Raw genomic sequence first — 18,194 nt, forward strand, 5'->3', positions numbered from 1 at the left:
CATGAGGGTTCAGCTTGTCTTGCTATTTTCAGGTGTTCTCTAGTAACCGTTTTGTTTGCGGACCAGTAAAAGTCTTTGAGCCGTTTTCTTTAGATAATGACCTCCTCTCCTTTGCTGGAAACGGTTTGCTCCGTAGTCGATGCCGTTTTTGAAACCACCTGATCTGTTTCAACTGGGTGGATATCTTGAAGAATTTTTTTACCAGCAAGGGCAAAAACACCACCAACTAAGCTGCTACCCATCAAAAAGAGGCCGATCAAGAAATAACTGCCCAGGACTAAATAGCCAACGATCAAAATCGTCCAACTTATGATCGAATAATGCAGATAGCCTAAACCTAACAACGCACTCCCCCGCAGGATCTCAAACACGGTCACAAAGTTGGTGGCTGCCATGACGGTATACACGTGCATGAATAAAAAGAGAAACGCAATCAAAAAGAGGACATTCGCTACTTGGATAAACCATGGAAATGGCGCAAATATGTTGGTGATCACGATCGCTGCAATGATCAGAAACAACCAACTGATCAGCACCGATTGTCGGAACCGTTCTTTACTATAGTAGAAAAAACTTTTGATCAAAGGTGGTCGTTCATGAAGACGAAGCCAGCGATCATAATATTTCATCATGGCATACGACGCAGGGCCAATGCCAAAGAGGACCCCTCCCAGGAGAGTCACACTGAGCCAAAGAAAGTGAAGTGCGATCAGCGTCAAAAATGCGAGTAATCCTTCGTTGATTTTCGTGATCTTTTCGATCGTCATGTGATCCCTTCTTTCTTAATAAATCCCGTCTTCGCCAATTTTTTTCGCCAAACGATTCGCAAAGATAACGAGGATCAAGCCAACAAGTCCTTTAAACAGCCCAACAGCTGTCGAGTAACTCAATTGACCATTTTGAATCCCGGCGGTATAGACAAAGGTATCAAAGATTTGGGCAACTTCACGGTTCATTGAGTTCATCAACAAGAACATATGCTCAAAGCCCATATCTAAGATCGAACCGATCTTTAAAATCAATAAGGTTACGATCGTTGGACGAATACAAGGCAATGTGATATGCCACATTTTTCGTAGCTTGCCAGCCCCATCCATATCCGCAGCTTCATAAAGCTGTTCATCAACATTGGTAATAGCGGCTAGATAGACGATCGTCCCCCAACCGGCACCTTTCCAAAGATCTTGGAAAATGTACATTGGACGCAACCACGTGCGGCTTGTTAGAAACGGGATACGTTCGCCACCAAGACTTTCGATCATGTTATTGATTACACCACCTTCTGTCGTTAATAAAACATAGAAGATGGAAACAACGATGACCCACGACATAAAATGAGGCAAATAAATGATGGTTTGAATCCCTTTTTTCAAACGGCGATTGTTTACTTCATTTAGCATAAGTGCCAATAATATAGGAAAAGGGAAAGAAATCGTGATATTTAAGAAAAACATGATCAGTGTATTGCGCATCAACATCACGAAGGTATCTTCAGTAAAGAGCCGAATAAAATGAGTGAAGCCAACAAAGGGGCTTCCTAGGATCCCCAAGAATGGTTGGTAGTCTTGAAAAGCGATGACCAAACCGCCCATCGGTATGTAACGGAAAATAAGAAAATATAAAATCCCCGGCAATACCATAATATAGAGGGCACGATTTTTTCTGATTTGCGCCCATTTTTTCTTTTTCAGCCGCAGCCGCTGTTCTTCTTCATTAAGTGGTGAGAAGTAATTATCAACTTTTGTTTCCATACTTGTTCCTCCGAATTTTTTTGATTTGATAGTCCCATGGTAGCGTGAAAAAAAGATAACGTATATAATCATTTTCTCAGCTTTGAAAAGGCATACATTTTTTAGGATTATTTCTCAATCGAATTGGAAAACCCTTGATTTATCAACGTTTATCACTATTGTGAATTTTTTAACATGTAAAAGTGATTATATACGTTGTCCCCGCCTCATGATACGTTGGAAGTACCTATTTAAGTAAAAAAAGATGGAGGTTTTTTCTATGCAACAAACCCTGAAAAAAACGAACCGCCCGAAAAGTGAACGGGTCGTTCAAGGATTTATTATTGGCTTTCTACTACTCTTCACCTTAACGTGTCTCTTACCTTTTCTAAACATTCTCGGAAGCTCCTTTGCTTCTTCTTCTGAGATCGCGACACGAACATTTATCATTATCCCACGTGAATTTAGCTTAAATGCTTACCGGTATATTCTCTCGACACCCACGATTTTTACGAGTATTGGTGTTTCCCTTTTCGTGACCATCGTCGGAACGGTTCTTTCAATGATCTTGACCTCTTTTATGGCCTATGCTCTTTCGAGAAAATATTTGCATGGACGCGGCATCTTCAACTTTATTGTCGTATTTACCATGTTGTTTAGCGGTGGGATGATCCCAAGTTTTATTTTGGTACAAAGCCTCGGCTTGATCGATTCTCTCTGGGCATTGATCTTACCGAGCGCCATCAGTGCATATAATATGATCATTATGAGAAACTTTTTCCAAGGGATTCCTGATAGTTTAGAGGAATCCGCAAAAATGGATGGTTGCTCTGATTGGGGCGTCTTTTTCCGTATCATCTTACCCCTTTCCTTACCATCGATTGCGACGATCTCTTTGTTCTACGCTGTTAGTTATTGGAATACTTATCAATCAGCGATCTTGTACATCAATGATTCAGCGAAATGGCCGATCCAAGTGCTCCTTCGACAAATCGTGATCGTCTCCAGCGGGATGAACGCTGATGCCGCTAGTGTCGATGTTGTCCCCCCAGCACAATCCGTAAAAATGGCCGTGATCGTCGTTGCGACTCTGCCAATGTTGATCGCCTATCCATTTGTCCAGAAGTATTTCGTGAAAGGTGCAATGGTTGGTTCCGTCAAAGGGTAACCAACAGGCAGCAAAGAAAAAAGCGCTTTTGATCAACGATCAAAAAGCGCTTTTTTTCTTTTAGTCTTTGGATCGTTTGCGATACTCTCCAGGGGTCATCTGTTCTTTCTTTTTGAAAAAGCGGATGAAGTTTTGAGAGTTGGTATATTGAAGGTTGGCTGCGATTTCCTTGATCGTCATATCCGTTTCCCGCAACCATTTTTTGGCGATTTGTAACCGATAGTTTTGTAAGTAATCGGCAAAATTGATGGATAATTCCTTTTTAAACACATTACTTAAGTAATTGGCATTATAATGCAGCTGTTCAGCAATGCTATCTAAGGAGAGATCTTGATCGTATTGTTGGTGTACGATCAAGACCATCTTTTCAGACAAGGAGCGAATTTCTCGATCTGTTTTGGCTTGTGTCGTTTCAACGATAGGTAAAACTAACTCATGATAGATGATTTGCTCAACTTTGAACAAACTAGTTTGGTTGAGCACGGATTGATAAACTTTACGACTATTCTGCAAGCTGGTATGATCCGCTCCTAAGAGTTGCCCTAGCTGAACGATACTGTTGATCAACTTAAACAAGGCACTTTCAATCGTCAACGGATTTTTGTTTTCATGAATGATTTCCCGTACGACTTCCGTGTAACTCGCTTTGATGGTCGCTAGTTCCCCACTACGCATCGCATCCAAAAAGGTGCTTTCTGCTTCTCTAGGGTATTGAACGATCGCATTATTGTCTAATTGTGCTGCAATGTCGTCAAAAAAGATAATGACTTCTTCCCCTAAATTCATTCGATAGTGCAAGGCTTCTTTGGCGTTATCAACCGCTAATTTGGTTTCTACGAGGCGGTCGTAGGATTGTGAGACCCCACAACTTATTTTGATTTTCAAGTAATCTTTTGCCGCTTGATGGATCTTTTGACAATAGGTCAATACTTGTTTTTGGTCAACTGATTCAGGAAGCTTTAAAATCGTTCCTTGGGTTTCTTGACTGGAGATGATTGGTTGAAAACGCAAATTTGCTGGAATGATCTCAGAAACGAGATTCTCGATGGCAAGCAAGAAAATATCAATAGTCGCTGTTTCTCGTCCACACAAATCATCGATTTGAATCAGTAATACGGCAAAGTGTTCTGTTTTGGATACTTCATACCCAAATTGTGACAGTTTTAAGTGAATATCTTCTTCTGAGATACAGCCGCGAAACAAGTTTAATAGAAACAAGGATTCTAATTCGGGCTTTTGATGCTCGACTTTGACGGAGAGATCGTGGTTTTGATGTAAGACCTGGTCGATATCGGAAATCAACTGATTGACTTCTAATTTCTGACCTTGTTTTTTAGGCTTTAAAAGCTCACCGATCCGATTGATGGGTGAAGTAGCCACGATCGCAATGCGATAGGATACTAATAAAAAGAGGATGATCAAAAGACTGCCAATCACGATCAAACCGCTTCTTAATTCACGGATTGCTTGTGAAACGCTAGCAGGCGCCAGGCGGATCACATGATACCACTGATTGTAATCCGATTGTGTGACCACATACTTATTGTTTTCTTTGTCAGTGAAGATGCCATCGCCGTGGGCAGCTGCAATCATTGTTTCTTGTAAGGCAGAATCGATCACTTCACCATTATCGAAAAGCAGTTGTCCGTCAGCATGAAAAATATTCAAAAAGGAATCGTCATGATCTGCCACCAACTGCGCAATGGTATGGTCTTGGATTTCAGCGATCCCCAAAGCAGTGGTTTCCTGTCGAAACACAGGCAGCGTCATCACCATTTTTAAATAGCCATCTTCTGGTAACCAATACAAGTAGCGTTGGTTGTCGATCAACGCTTGAAAAGCAGCAAGTTCAGTATCATCGATCTGTTTTAAGGAGCCTTCTTCGATTTTCCAATGCTGGTTCAAATTCACCAATTGGTAACTGGCGTTTTCGATCCCCATCACACCAATGTAAGCCAGTTGTGAATTGATCTCTCGTACTTGTCGATAATTCGTCACAGAAAACGGCTGTTCCATCGTATCGGAAAAGCTTTGTGTGCTACTGTATGTAGAAAAGGCATACTCCACCATCTGAATTTTTTGATCCAGATTTTCTTTGACTTGGTTGACCAAATTATGTTGACTTTGCAAAAATGTTTCTTGAATGTTTTGATACGTTCGATGATAAATGACCCCACTAAACCCAATTATTAAAGCGCTACCAATTAGAAAAATCAAAATAAATATTTTATAAAACAAGTTGGACGTTTGATGATAGCTTAAAAAGAATTTCATAGACTCCCTCCCATTACCTGACTATCTTCTTTTATACTAGCACATCCCAGAAAAAGTTCCTATGTTATTTTGAAAAATGTTTCACGTGTGCATCCTTGGTGTATTGACATTCTCGTGGGAACAAGCTATGCTTAAATCAAGCAAAAAGGAAGAAGGTTTTCTATGGTCACGATCAAAGATATCGCCAAAGTCGCTGGTGTTTCACATACAACTGTTTCTCGTGCGCTAAACGATAGCCCATTAATTAAGCCAGAAACAAAAAAGAAGATCGCAGCCATCGCTGAATCTTTACACTATGTGCCCAATGTCAATGCCAAAAGTCTGGTGAATCAAAAATCCTATATCATTGGTCTTTATTTTTCTCATCTATCCATTGGTACTTCCGATAGCTTTTTAGTCGAAGTGATCAAAGGAATCAGTGATACCCTACCATCCGAATATACTTTGGCGGTTCACGAATTATTGCAATCCGATACATTTGATGAAGAGCCGAATCGCCTCGATGGAGCGATCGTGATGAGTCAAAGCGATCGTGATGACGGTTTTATCGCTGCTCTTTCAAAGAAAAACATTCCCATCGTCGTTTTGAATCGTCAATTGCAGGATGCAACTTTGATGAATGTCACTAGTAATGATGCCCAAGGGGTCTATCAAATGATCACCTATGTGCTTGAACAAGGCTTTCGAAAGATCGCCATGATCGAAGGGATCGCTTCCTTTGGTTCCGCTAGAGAGCGCCGCAAAGGATTTATGAAAGCGATTCAAGAAAAGCAGCTTGTCTGCCCGAAAGAATACTTCGTAGCTGGCGACTACTCGTTGGAAAGCGGTCAGCTGGGTGCCCAGCAACTACTCGCTTTACCTGAACCACCTGAAGTGATTTTTTGCGCCAATGATGACATGGCGATCGGTGCGATCAATGCCTGTCATCAAGCAGGACGAAAGATCCCAGAGGAGATCGGCATCATCGGTTTTGATGATAGTTCTTTTTCTCCCTATACGTATCCCCCATTAACAACGATCCGCAAACCAGTCTATGAAATGAGTCAATTGGCAGCAACCCTGCTGTTGCAAGCATTTGCCAATCAAGTAGTTGAGAAACAACATTTCTTTGATACCTCGTTAATCATTCGTCAATCGTTGTAAGCCTCTTGTTTTCAAGAGCGCTTACGCAAAAAATGTTAACGTGTGCATAACTATTTTTTAAGGAGGATTCTATGAAAAAAATTACCGAACAACCCCATCAAACCTATCCAGCCCGAGTGATTCAATTCGGGGAAGGCAATTTTATGCGGGGCTTTTTTAACTGGCAGCTGCAGCAAATGAACAAGCAAGGTCTTTTTAACGGCAGTGCCGTTGTGGTACAGCCGATTGATCACGGCTTGAAAGAGCTGTTGGCACAACAAGAAAATCTCTACACCGTTATCTTAGAAGGGCTTGTCGATGGCGCTTTATCTCAAACATTTGAAGTCATCTCCACCATTGATCAAGTGCTGAATCCTTATCAGCAATGGGAAGACTATCTTGCTTTAGCCGAAGACGAGCAACTTGAGATCATCGTTTCTAATACGACGGAAGCAGGTATTGCGTTTCACCCAGAGGATACCTTACACGATACCCCTCCCCAAAGTTTTCCCGCAAAACTGACCGCTCTTTTGTATCGTCGTTTTCAACTACGAAAAAAGGGATTTTTGATCATTCCTTGTGAATTGATCGATCGGAATGGGGAAAAACTAAAAGAGATCGTCTTACAATATGCCGCATTATGGTCTTTGGAATCAGACTTCGTCAACTGGTTAGAAAAAGAAAACACCTTCTGCTGCAGCTTAGTCGATCGGATCGTTCCAGGATATCCTCGCGACAAAGTGGCACAATACCAAGAGGTTCTTGGCTATGAGGATGCCGTAATGGTCACTGCGGAACCCTTTATGCTATGGGTGATCGAAGGAAACGGCGTAGCCGAAAAGCTCCCTTTGCAAGAAGCTGGGTTGAATGTGATCGTGACAGAAGATATGACTCCTTACCGTGAACAAAAAGTACATTTATTAAATGGTCCTCATACGGCGATGGTTCCACTCGGTCTTTTAGCGGGTTTAGAAACCGTTGAAGAAGTAATGAACGACCGTGAATTTGCAGCCTTTTTGGATGGTCTTTTTCAGGAAGAGTTGATTCCAATGCTTGATTTGCCTAAAGCACAGCTTGCAGCTTATGCGGACCAAATCAAAGAGCGCTTCAGAAATCCTTATGTGAAGCATCAGCTGCAATCGATCGCTTTAAACAGCGTCTCAAAATTCCGTGCGCGTCTTCAACCAGTCTTAAGTCGTTATGTCCAACAAAACCAGCAGGTACCAAAACGAATCACTGCCGCACTGGCTGGATTGCTGACTTTCTATCTCACACGACCCTTTCAAGATGATGAGCTAGTGACAACCATATTTCAGCAAGTGAAACAATTACCAGCAGAAGAACAGATCGCAGCTCTATTAAAAAATGAGCAACTTTGGCATGCAGACCTGAGCTTTATGACAGAGACAATCAATGAAATGTGCGCATGTCTAAAACAAGACGGACCCCGCCAGTTACTTGCGTCGATTGACACCCCTGAGCCAAGTTTGAAATAAAGGAGAATCTTTATGTCCAGCACATTAACAGAAACACCCGCGCAACTATTGAAATTGCACCCTAAAGACAATGTCGCAGTCGCATTAAAACCACTAGCTGCTAAAACGACCCTTGCATTTGAAGGCCAAACGATCACCCTTTTTGAGGATATTCCACAAGGACACAAAATCGCCCTCAAAGACCTCGCACAATCACAAGACGTGATCAAATATGGCTATCCCATTGGACATCTCTTAGCTGACGTGAAAACTGGCCAATGGTTGCATACCCACAATGTCAAAACCAACCTTTCTGGCACCTTAACATACACCTATGCTCCCGATTTGCATCCCGTCCGTTATCCAAAAAGGGCTGCGACGTTCCAAGGGTACCGTAGGGCAAACGGCAAAGTTGGAATTCGTAATGATTTACTGATCGTGCCAACAGTTGGTTGTATCAATGGCATCGCAGAGATCATTGTTGAAAACTTCAAGAAGAATCATCCGGATCTTGGCACTTTTGATCATATTACGATCCTTAAACATCCCTACGGCTGCTCTCAGTTAGGCCAAGATCATCAAAACACCCGTCAAATTTTAATTGATGCGGTGCATCATCCAAATGCCGGTGGCGTCTTGGTCTTTGGCTTAGGTTGTGAGAACAACACCGTTCCCGAGTTTAAGAAAAACCTGGGTGACTACGATCCAAAGCGCGTCAAATTTATGGTGGCACAGGAAAGCGACGATGAAATTGCGGTCGGCGAAAGCTTATTAGAAGAATTACTGGAAGCAGCAAAAGAGGATCAACGAGAAGCCGTTCCCTTGAGTGAGCTAAAGATCGGGTTAAAATGTGGGGGTTCCGACGGGTTTTCTGGGATCACCGCCAACCCTTTGTTGGGGGCATTTTCTGACTTTTTAGTTTCTCAAGGTGGCAGTACAGTCTTGACGGAAGTACCCGAAATGTTTGGCGCTGAACAAGTCTTGATGGCGCGTGCACAAGATGAAGCCACCTTTGAAAAAATTCTCCATCTAATCAACGACTTTAAAGATTATTTCCTTGCATACGGTGAACCAGTCTATGAAAATCCTTCTCCTGGCAATAAGGCAGGCGGTATCACTACGCTAGAAGATAAGTCATTAGGCTGTACCCAAAAATCTGGGACTTCCGCTGTCGTCGATGTCTTAAAATATGGGGAAAAACTCCGTAAGCCAGGCTTGAGCCTGCTGGAAGGTCCAGGAAACGACCTTGTTGCCGCTTCTGCACTGGCTTCTGCCGATTGCCAACTCGTCTTATTTACCACTGGTCGCGGCACGCCATTTGGTGCCTATGTGCCGACCATGAAAGTTGCCACGAATCAAGAGATTTATCATAAGAAACCCCACTGGATGGATTTCAACGCTGGCCGCTTGTTGGAAGAGCCGATGGAGGTCGTGCTGGAAGATTTTATTCAAGCGATCATCGATACTGCCAGTGGAAAACCGACGCGTAATGAAGCCAACAACGTTCGTGAGATCGCCATCTTTAAAAATGGCGTGACACTATAATCAAAGAAAAGAGGTCCGACATGTTTTTAAATGAAAACTATTTATTGCCAAATGAAATTGCTCAAACACTATACCATGACTATGCCAAAGAGCTGCCGATTATTGATTACCACTGCCACCTAGACCCGAAAGAAATCTATGAGGATCGGCCGTTTAAAACTATCACCGAGGCATGGCTAAGTGGTGATCATTACAAATGGCGATTGATGCGCGCTTGTGGCGTACCCGAAGAAGCGATTACGGGCAATGCCAGTGATTATGAAAAATTTTTGGCATGGTGTCAAACAGTGCCAAAATTGGTGGGAAATCCCCTTTACAGTTGGACCCATTTAGAATTAAAGCGATTTTTTGAGATCGATCTTCCCGTTACTGAAGAAAACGCCGAAACTTTGTGGAGGCTATGCAACGAAAAATTGCAGCAAAAAGACTTTACCCGAAGAGCTTTGATTGCTCGTAGTAACGTCGAGATCGTTTGCACCACAGATGATCCAGTCGATGATCTTCACTATCATCACCAATTAAGCCAAACAGAACAACGTTTTCGGGTCTTGCCGACCTTTCGACCTGACAAAGCGTTACAAATCGACCATCCGAATTTTCTTACCTATGTTACCAAACTCGAAAAGAGTGTCGAAAACGCGATCACTACCTACGATGCTTTCTTGAGAGCCTTGCGGGACCGTGTAACCTACTTTCACCAGCATCACTGCCGCTTGTCTGACCATGCACTGGATACTTTAGTGTATGCTGCAGACGAACAGTTATCCCTTGAAGCAATTTTTGCCAAATCATTAGCTGGAGAATCTTTGGAGGAAAACGAAGTCTCGTTCTTCAAAACCAATGTTCTAGTTGAACTGATGAAGCTGTATCACGAACATGGTTGGACGATGCAACTGCATGTCCATGCGTACCGTAACTGCAATCAACGAATGTTTGAGCGCTTGGGACCAGATACGGGCTACGATGGCATCAATGATCAACCACTGACTCAAAGCTTGCAGAAATTATTGAACGCTGCTGATGCGCAGGACCATTTGCCTCAAACGATTCTCTACTCCTTAAATCCCAATGACTATGATGCACTCGTCGCTTTGATGGGGTGCTTCCAGCAAGAAGGCAATAATAAATTGCAGTTAGGATCTGGCTGGTGGTATAACGACACCCGCGCAGGCATGCGTCACCAATTGACGAAATTCGCAGACGGCAGTGTGATCTTTAACTTTGTCGGCATGCTGACGGATTCAAGAAGCTTTTTGTCTTACACCCGTCATGAATATTTCCGACGCGTCTTTTGTGAATGGCTTGCTGAGATCGTTGTACGTGGTGAAGCACCTGCTGATCTTCGTCAGCTAAAACCATTAGTAGAAAATGTCTGTTATCAAAACGCCAACAACTACTTCAAATTTTAGGAGAAAGACAATGGAAAAAATCGTCATCGTCGGTGATTCCACCGCATCGATCAAAGAGCCTAGCGCTCGTCCAGAAACGGGTTGGGGTGAAAAGATCTCACGCTATCTCCCCCAGCATCAAATCGTCAACTTGGCAAAAAATGGGCGTTCCTCCAAAAGCTTCATTGAAGAAGGACGCTTGTTGCAGGCAAAAAAAGAACTATATGCTGGTGATTATCTCTTGATTCAATTTGGACACAACGATCAAAAAACAGATAGTCGTGGTACGACACCTGTAGAATATCAGCATAATTTAGCAACCTTCGTGCAAACGGCACGCCAGCAGCAAGCGACACCGATCCTATTGACCTCGATCACTCGTTTGCATTACGTGGACCAACAGCAACTTGATCCTTTGGCAGTCGGTCCTTACCCAGAAGCAATGCGTGCTTTGGCTACCTCCTTGGATGTGGTCTGTCTGGATCTTTTTGCCGCAACACAACGGTTCTTTTCAGCACTGGAACCACAACAGGCGAAAACCTATTTTCTTCATTTAGAAAAAAACCAGCACCCCAATTATCCAGCCGGCATTACGGATAACACGCATTTGAATGACCAAGGTGCTACAGCCGTCGCCAAATTAGTTGCCAAATGTTTGACAAATGCTCCATTACCGCTTGCACAACAAGTTTTGTTAGATTGAAACTCATTGTTCGTGTTGAATCTTCCCCTAACATAAATACGCTACCTGATTTGATAAAGAGCTACTCAAGCAAAACGCTGCGAAGAACATTTTCCTTCACAGCGTTTTGCTTTTGATTCTTTTTAAAAGATTTGTTTGCAGTTCCTTTGCTTCAACTCATTTATTTTTAAAGCCCTTCATTTCTTAGGTGTTGCACCATAAAAATGGGAACGATTGCAATCGTCCCCATCCTTACTACTGATTGTTTTATTCAGGTTGTTTCCCGATATACGCCAAGATACCGCCGTCTACATATAAGACATGGCCATTGACAAAGTTTGATGCCTCAGAAGCTAAGAAAACCGTTGGTCCTGCTAAATCTTCTGGCTCACCCCAACGGGCAGCAGGTGTTTTCGCTACGATAAATTGATCAAATGGGTGACGAGAACCGTCTGGTTGGATCTCTCGTAATGGTGCGGTTTGCGGTGTTGCAATATAACCAGGCCCGATCCCATTACATTGGATGTTAGCTGAACCAAATTCAGCACAAATGTTTTTCGTCAACATTTTCAAGCCGCCTTTAGCCGCTGCGTAACCAGCCACCGTTTCTCTTCCCAATTCACTCATCATTGAGCAAATGTTGATGATTTTTCCATGTCCTTTTTTGATCATTGACGGTAAGACTGCTTTTGAAACGATAAATGGAGCGTTCAAGTCCACGTCAACGACTTGGCGGAAGTCTTCAGCAGACATCTCCAACATCGGAATTCGTTTGATGATCCCAGCATTATTGACTAAGATATCGATCACGCCAACTTCTTCTTCGATCTGCTTGACCATTTCGTTGACTGCTTTTTCATCCGTTACATCACAGACATAGCCGTGGGCTTCGATCCCTGCTTCACGATAGTTTGCTAATCCTTTATCCACTGATTCTTGATCCAAGTTGTTAAAAACGATCGTTGCTCCTGCTGCTGCTAATGAACGAGCGATCGTAAAACCGATCCCATAGACAGCTCCTGTCACTAATGCGATCTTACCATCTAAACGAAATTGATCCATTGAAAAATCCATAATTGATAAACCCTCTTTCTTTTTATTTTAAGTCGTCCATTGCCACCATATCCATGTCGGTATAGGTGATATTTTCGCCACACATTGCCCAGATAAAGGAGTAGTTACTGGTTCCAACACCCGAATGGATCGACCAGCTTGGAGAAATAACTGCTTGTTCTTCACTAACGACTAAATGCTTCGTTTCATCTGGTTTGCCCATCATATGGAACACTTTTGTGTCTTCGTTGGCAAAATCAAAATACACATATGCTTCCATCCGACGTTCATGTGTATGACTTGGCATCGTATTCCAAGCACTGCCTGGTTCTAAGATCGTGTACCCCATTTGTAATTGACAGCTTTCACAAACATTTGGGTGAATGTATTGATAAATTTTCCGTTCATTTAATGTCAAGCCCTCGCCTGTCTCCATTGGTGTGACTTGATCGATACTGATTTTTACATTTGGGTATTTCTTATGTGCTGGCACGCAAGATAGATAGAATTTCGCTGGATTTGCTGGATCATCTGAGTGGAACAAGACTTGTTTGGTTTCCTTGCCGATATAGTAGCCGTCTTGTTTTTTCATTGGTTCTTTTTGGCCATCGATCGTGATCGCACCAGGTCCTCCAATATTGATGACGCCTAATTCGCGACGTTCTAAGAAGTATTCCACCCCTAATTCGCTGCTTAATTGCACTTCTAACGCTTCTTCTGTCGGTGTCACTCCGCCAAAGATCATCCGATCATTGTGGGTATAGGTCAGCATGATTTGTCCTGGTGTGAAAATTTTCTCTACCAAAAATTCTCTGCGTAATTCCTCGGTACTATAGTGACGAATATCAAGTGGACTATGGGTATAGCGTGTTTCCATGTGTTGCATGTTTTATTCCTCCTATCGGATAATTTTTCCTGAACCTGTTGCAATAAATTCTTGTATCTCATTGGCGCTAAACTGATTACAGTCGCCATGGATCGTATGTTTCAAAGCAGATGCTGCAGTGGCAAAATCAATGATTTCTTGGTCTTGTTTCTTCGTGACAAGACCATGTAGGATACCAGCTGAAAAGGCATCGCCGCCTCCGACGCGATCAACGATTGGATTGATCTCATGGGTAGCAGAAACGACATAATTGCCGTTGTGCCATAGGCTTCCTGTCAATTGATTGTGACTTGCTGAGAGCACCTGACGACTAGTTGAATAAAAGAGCTGGATATTTGGATATTTCCGATGCATTTCTTGATAATAGTAGTCATCTTCGACTTCCTCTGTTGGAGCTGATACATCCATAAAGACTTGGGCATCTAACTGTCCTGCCGAGCAATAATCGACATAAGGGAGCACTTCTTGCAAAAAGACGCGCGCTTCAGCGGTCGTCCACAGCTTTCCACGATAATTGATATCAAAACTGATTTTACAACCAGCTGCTTTCGCTTCTTTGATCAACGTCAGTAAAAGTGTCTGCCAAGTCGTTGAAAGAGCTGGCGTGATCCCTGAAAGGTGAACAATGTCAACCCCATCAAAAAGGTCAGATTGCCACTCATTTTCTTTCATTTGAGCAAAGCTAGAGCCTGCGCGATCATAAACCACTCGCGCTGCTCGTTCCCCGATACCGGTTTCAATATAGTAAGTACCTAGTCGGGAACCGCCACGAAGCAAGTGGCGACAATCGACGCCATAGCTTCGTAAATGATGAAAAACGGCGTCTCCTAAAGCATTCTCAGGCACTTTACTAGCAAAAGAAACGCGATGACCAAAATTCGCTAAGGAAATCGCAACATTGGCTTCTCCACCGCCATAATGGGCAGCAAACATCGAACTATGGGCGATTCGGTCGCCTAACGTTGTCGATAGACGCAACATGATTTCTCCTAGTGTCAGAATGTTTGCCATCTTACTTTCCTCGAATCTCTTTTAATTTTGCCGCATATTGTTTCGCTACTTCTGTTACTTTGTCAAAATCCCCACTTGCTGCTGGCGCTAACAAATTCCCCCCTACACCAACGGCTACGACACCCGCCGCAAACCATTCTTGCATGTTGTCTAAGCTGACACCACCGGTCGGCATAATGTTTAATTGTGGCAATGGCGCTTTGAAGGCCGAGATGATACTTGGTCCATACGCACTACCTGGGAATAGTTTAATGATATCTGCGCCTGCTTTTAAGGCGTCCTTCATTTCTGAAATGGTCATGCAACCAGGCAGATACGGGGTTTGATATAAATTACATAATTCAGCCGTTTCTTGATCAAAGGTTGGGCTTACCACATATTGTGCTCCTGCCATGATCGCTAAGCGAGCGGTCACTGCATCAAGAACGGTCCCCGCACCAACGACTACCTCTGGATTATCTTTGAAGGTTGCTACTAATTCAGCGATTACATCCGCCGCTTGAGGCACTGTAAAAGTCAACTCAATGCCAGTGATCCCCCCTGCAACGATCGCTTTACTTGCTTGTAGTGCTTCTTCTTTTGAAGCGCCACGCACAACAGCGATCACGCCGCTTTCTTTTAGTTTCATTAAATTCGCTACTTTTTTCATTGAGACCCTCCATTTATTTCCTATTTGGAAAATGGTATTTATTATAAAGAAACTTACACGTTTATTATACCGTTCTCGTTTTTATTTGCAAGGGCTTTCCACTAAAAAGTTTATAATGCTTGTTCAATTTGTTGTTTTGTCGCAATAATCGCATCGATCAATGTCGTTTTGTATTCTGGGGTCAAGCGGTATTTCGGTAGGCTGATAGAAAACGCCCCAACGATCTCCTGATCTTTTATCAGTGAGGCGCCGATACAATAGATTTCTTGTTCCATTTCTTCATCATCAAACGCTACTTGGTTTTCTTTTGCCTGTTCCAATTCTTTCTTCAACTTCAACTGATTCGTAATGGTGTTTTCCGTATAAGCGGTTAAAGGCGTTGCTGCCAAATATTCTTCCACTTGAGGGGCATCAAACTCCGCTAAAACGGCTTTCCCCATGGCAGAGCTATACAACGGTCTTGTGATCCCTACTTTTGAAGACATGCGGATCGTTTGATTGTGGGGCTCCAATTTATTGACATAAAGAATCTCATTGGCAGTCAAGACCCCTAAGTGGATCGTTTCATCCGCCGTTTTCTGCAATGCTTCCAAGTAAGGCAAGCTGATTTCCACTAAATCAAGCTCTTGAATGTTTTGATTGGCATACTTGATCAGCTTAGACCCTAAGCGATAATTCTTCTCTTTGTCCCGTTTGACATAGCCGATCATCTGCAGCGTTTCTAATATTTTCAAAGCTGTGGATGGGGTCAGTTTCGTTGCTTCTGAAATTTCTTGCAATGGTTTACTTGGCGCTTCTGCGAGATAATCTAAAATGGTTGCTGCTTTGAGTAGTACGGTTCCATATGGTTTTTGCGTCATCATTTCTCCACCTTTATTTTCTATATAAGAAATTATAATATCTTTTTAGGAAATGCACAATCCTTTTTCCTATATATCAGCATGAGGCGATTCCCATTTTACTTTCTGTCGTTATTCATTGTATGATGAAGACAAGACAAAGGAGTGCCGAACAATGGACTTAAATGTATTGATCAAAGGAAAAAAATTGACTGACAATGAGCTGCAAATCCTTGATTATTTGCTTGCAAATACCGCTGCGATCGATGGATTGCCCTTAAGAGAAATCGCTAAAGCGATCTACACTTCTCCCGCAACCATCGTGCGGCTTGCGCAAAAATTGGGTTTTTCTGGCTATCTAGAGCTACTTTACTTCTTAAAGAATCGCTTGAAAAATCAGACGATCACTGAAGCCGCCATCGATTACCAAATTGACGCTGCCAGTATTGCAGATACGATCGACGCGATCAAAGAAATCTATGGACGAAACAAGGACAAGTTTATTACGATTTATGCAACAGGTTTTTCTGGGATCGTGGCAGAATACCTCCACAAAAAAATGCTTGTCAACGGCATCAAAACCTTATTAGTCAGTGCTTCTGACTCAGGTGGGATCATTAGTAACAACATCGAGAACATCAGTATGCTGATCACCATCTCTAAATCTGGCGAAACACAAAAAGTGCTGGAAAAGATGGCATTAGCCAATGAACATCACATACCAACTGTTTTGTTTTGCGGGAACGGTGATCATCGCGCCAATCAACTAGCGACCTTTTCCTTTGAAGTGACCGATGAACGTCCCTACGACACCCAAAACATCCAGTACACTAGCTTCTTTGGTAAACTGCTCTTATTGATGGAATATATCGTCGACGCTTTTACCCATGTTGAAAAAGAAAACCAGCAACCCTAGTGGATTGCTGGTTTTTGCTTATGCTTGAAAATAGGTTTTTGCCAATTCTTGATAGAGCGCTTGGTTCTGCGGATCAGGAACAAATTTTTCATCTGGCTGATCTTGCCGCACAACAGAGCTTTTGTATAAATCATACAAGCCGAATATCGGTTCGTTTTCATCGGAAAGATAACAGGTCAGCCCCAACACATCCGCGGTCATTTGACCTAAAAGTTTTGTTTGAAAGAAACCACCACTTACAGTGACTGCCCCTTCCAACTGCGCCATTTGCTTTAATAAATCGATGTTCATCAGCATGCCTTCGATGACTGCCCGCAACATGTCTGAGCGATTGTGTTTCAGGGTCAAGCCAGAAAAGCCGCCTGTGATCTCATTTGTCCAAAAAGGTGCCCGCTCCCCGTTTAAATAGGGAAAAAAACGTAAGCCGTTACTGCCGATCGGCGACTCCTCCATGACTTGAGGCAGATAATGATAAAACGCATCAGGATCTTCTGATAAGGTCTCTTTTGCCCAAGCAAGGACACAGCCACCATTGTTTGAAGGTGCCCCTACGACATAGAGGTCATCTTGCAGATAGTAGCAAAAATTTTGTTTTTGGCGATCAAAGACGGTGGTCTCACTTACTTTACGAACCGCCGCACTGGTTCCGATCGTCAAGCTGTTGCGGATCCCTGTAGAAATATAGCCAGCATATGCTGCTAAACACCCATCACTAGCCCCACACATCACTTCTACCTCAGGCTTCAAGCCACACCGCTGCGCCATCTCCTCGGTAATCAAAAAACGATCAGTCGGTGCACATAAAGGCGCTAACTGGGCTTTTGAAAGGGATAAATAGTTGAGAATCTTTTGACTCCATTGCTTTTCTTTCAAAGAAAAAAGACCGGTCGCTGATGCGGTACTATAATCGATCCGTGCTTGTCCGGTAAACAACGCCATTGCTAGTTCTTTTAAGCCAAACCATTTCGTCTCTTTGGAATATGAACCATTTGTTTGAAAATAAGCCAGTTTCGCAAAGGGAGACATCGCATGGATCGGTGTCCCTGTCTCTTCATAAAACGTTGCCGCCAGATCCGTTTGACGAAAGTCCGTCATCGTTTGACTCGCTTGATTGTCTGACCAAATGTAAATCTCTTCTGCGGTCTCACCCTCCACTGGCATCAAACTGTGCATGGCGGTACTGAACCCGATCACTGTGATTGCCGCTTTTAATTGAGCGGGAATCGTTGTGACACCACTGATCAATTGGCTACTGATCTGGGTCGCTGATTGGGTCTGTTTTAACCCGTGGCTATGGGTTTTGATTGGTAATGACTGTGAGTAAATGATTTTCCGATCTTCAATGACCCCAAATTTTATGGCTGTCGTGCCGATATCAATCCCTAAAAACATCGCATTGCTCCCTCTCATCTGATTCAATTAGCTTTATTCTACCATAGTTAGTGGCATATTCTAG

General features: G+C 42.9%; 16 protein-coding genes. 7 read left to right on the plus strand and 9 right to left on the minus strand.

Annotation, left to right across the window (positions count from 1 at the left end; genetic code table 11):
• Positions 1-89: 89 nt before the first annotated feature.
• Positions 90-767 (minus strand): YesL family protein, encoded by a 678-nt coding sequence (locus IGI73_RS09160; RefSeq protein WP_123833678.1) that lies wholly within the window; start codon positions 765-767, stop codon positions 90-92.
• A 15-nt stretch (positions 768-782) separates the two neighbouring features.
• Positions 783-1,751: an ABC transporter permease gene (locus IGI73_RS09165; protein WP_005229934.1), complete on the minus strand. Its 969-nt coding sequence runs from the start codon at positions 1,749-1,751 to the stop codon at positions 783-785.
• Between the two features lie 259 nt (positions 1,752-2,010).
• On the opposite strand from IGI73_RS09165, the gene IGI73_RS09170 reads away from it, so the two are divergent.
• On the plus strand, positions 2,011-2,898 hold the full coding sequence (locus IGI73_RS09170; RefSeq protein ID WP_015509917.1) for a carbohydrate ABC transporter permease: 888 nt from the start codon (positions 2,011-2,013) through the stop codon (positions 2,896-2,898).
• Between the two features lie 60 nt (positions 2,899-2,958).
• Here IGI73_RS09170 and IGI73_RS09175 read toward each other — a convergent pair whose 3' ends face one another.
• Positions 2,959-5,172: an AraC family transcriptional regulator gene (locus tag IGI73_RS09175; RefSeq protein WP_325845023.1), complete on the minus strand. Its 2,214-nt coding sequence runs from the start codon at positions 5,170-5,172 to the stop codon at positions 2,959-2,961.
• A 162-nt stretch (positions 5,173-5,334) separates the two neighbouring features.
• Here IGI73_RS09175 and IGI73_RS09180 point away from each other — a divergent pair, with 162 nt between their 5' ends.
• From IGI73_RS09180 to IGI73_RS09200, 5 genes are all read left to right on the plus strand, one after another.
• Complete coding sequence (locus tag IGI73_RS09180; protein ID WP_005229927.1) at positions 5,335-6,315, plus strand: LacI family DNA-binding transcriptional regulator; 981 nt, start codon at positions 5,335-5,337, stop codon at positions 6,313-6,315.
• A 71-nt stretch (positions 6,316-6,386) separates the two neighbouring features.
• Positions 6,387-7,790, plus strand: a complete 1,404-nt coding sequence (locus IGI73_RS09185; protein WP_428207201.1) for a tagaturonate reductase — start codon at positions 6,387-6,389, stop codon at positions 7,788-7,790.
• Positions 7,791-7,802: 12 nt separating this feature from the next.
• Positions 7,803-9,314, plus strand: coding sequence for a UxaA family hydrolase (locus IGI73_RS09190; RefSeq protein WP_015509921.1), 1,512 nt, complete (start codon positions 7,803-7,805; stop codon positions 9,312-9,314).
• Positions 9,315-9,334: 20 nt separating this feature from the next.
• The gene (uxaC, locus tag IGI73_RS09195) at positions 9,335-10,723 is read left to right on the plus strand and encodes a glucuronate isomerase (RefSeq protein WP_438759191.1); all 1,389 of its coding nucleotides are present in this window, start codon (positions 9,335-9,337) and stop codon (positions 10,721-10,723) included.
• A 10-nt stretch (positions 10,724-10,733) separates the two neighbouring features.
• A complete protein-coding gene (locus IGI73_RS09200) occupies positions 10,734-11,405 on the plus strand; it encodes a rhamnogalacturonan acetylesterase (RefSeq protein WP_115232474.1) in 672 nt (223 codons plus the stop codon).
• 246 nt (positions 11,406-11,651) lie between these two features.
• Here the strand turns inward: IGI73_RS09200 and IGI73_RS09205 are convergent, their stop codons facing one another.
• The 5 genes from IGI73_RS09205 to IGI73_RS09225 form a co-directional block, all read right to left on the minus strand.
• Positions 11,652-12,458, minus strand: a complete 807-nt coding sequence (locus IGI73_RS09205; RefSeq protein ID WP_005229917.1) for a gluconate 5-dehydrogenase — start codon at positions 12,456-12,458, stop codon at positions 11,652-11,654.
• A 22-nt stretch (positions 12,459-12,480) separates the two neighbouring features.
• On the minus strand, positions 12,481-13,323 hold the full coding sequence (gene kduI, locus IGI73_RS09210) for a 5-dehydro-4-deoxy-D-glucuronate isomerase (RefSeq protein ID WP_005229915.1): 843 nt from the start codon (positions 13,321-13,323) through the stop codon (positions 12,481-12,483).
• A 12-nt stretch (positions 13,324-13,335) separates the two neighbouring features.
• Positions 13,336-14,334, minus strand: a complete 999-nt coding sequence (locus IGI73_RS09215) for a sugar kinase (protein WP_005229911.1) — start codon at positions 14,332-14,334, stop codon at positions 13,336-13,338.
• A 1-nt stretch (position 14,335) separates the two neighbouring features.
• The gene (locus IGI73_RS09220) at positions 14,336-14,983 is read right to left on the minus strand and encodes a bifunctional 4-hydroxy-2-oxoglutarate aldolase/2-dehydro-3-deoxy-phosphogluconate aldolase (RefSeq protein WP_428207200.1); all 648 of its coding nucleotides are present in this window, start codon (positions 14,981-14,983) and stop codon (positions 14,336-14,338) included.
• 110 nt (positions 14,984-15,093) lie between these two features.
• Complete coding sequence (locus tag IGI73_RS09225) at positions 15,094-15,846, minus strand: IclR family transcriptional regulator (RefSeq protein ID WP_016610978.1); 753 nt, start codon at positions 15,844-15,846, stop codon at positions 15,094-15,096.
• 151 nt (positions 15,847-15,997) lie between these two features.
• On the opposite strand from IGI73_RS09225, the gene IGI73_RS09230 reads away from it, so the two are divergent.
• Positions 15,998-16,738, plus strand: a complete 741-nt coding sequence (locus IGI73_RS09230) for a MurR/RpiR family transcriptional regulator (RefSeq protein WP_060792114.1) — start codon at positions 15,998-16,000, stop codon at positions 16,736-16,738.
• A gap of 18 nt (positions 16,739-16,756) precedes the next feature.
• On the opposite strand, the gene IGI73_RS09235 is transcribed toward IGI73_RS09230, so the two are convergent.
• On the minus strand, positions 16,757-18,130 hold the full coding sequence (locus IGI73_RS09235) for a gluconokinase (protein ID WP_428207199.1): 1,374 nt from the start codon (positions 18,128-18,130) through the stop codon (positions 16,757-16,759).
• Positions 18,131-18,194 lie beyond the last annotated feature (64 nt).

Source organism: Enterococcus sp. DIV0755f (assembly GCF_051713725.1).
Lineage (GTDB): Bacteria > Bacillota > Bacilli > Lactobacillales > Enterococcaceae > Enterococcus_D > Enterococcus_D casseliflavus.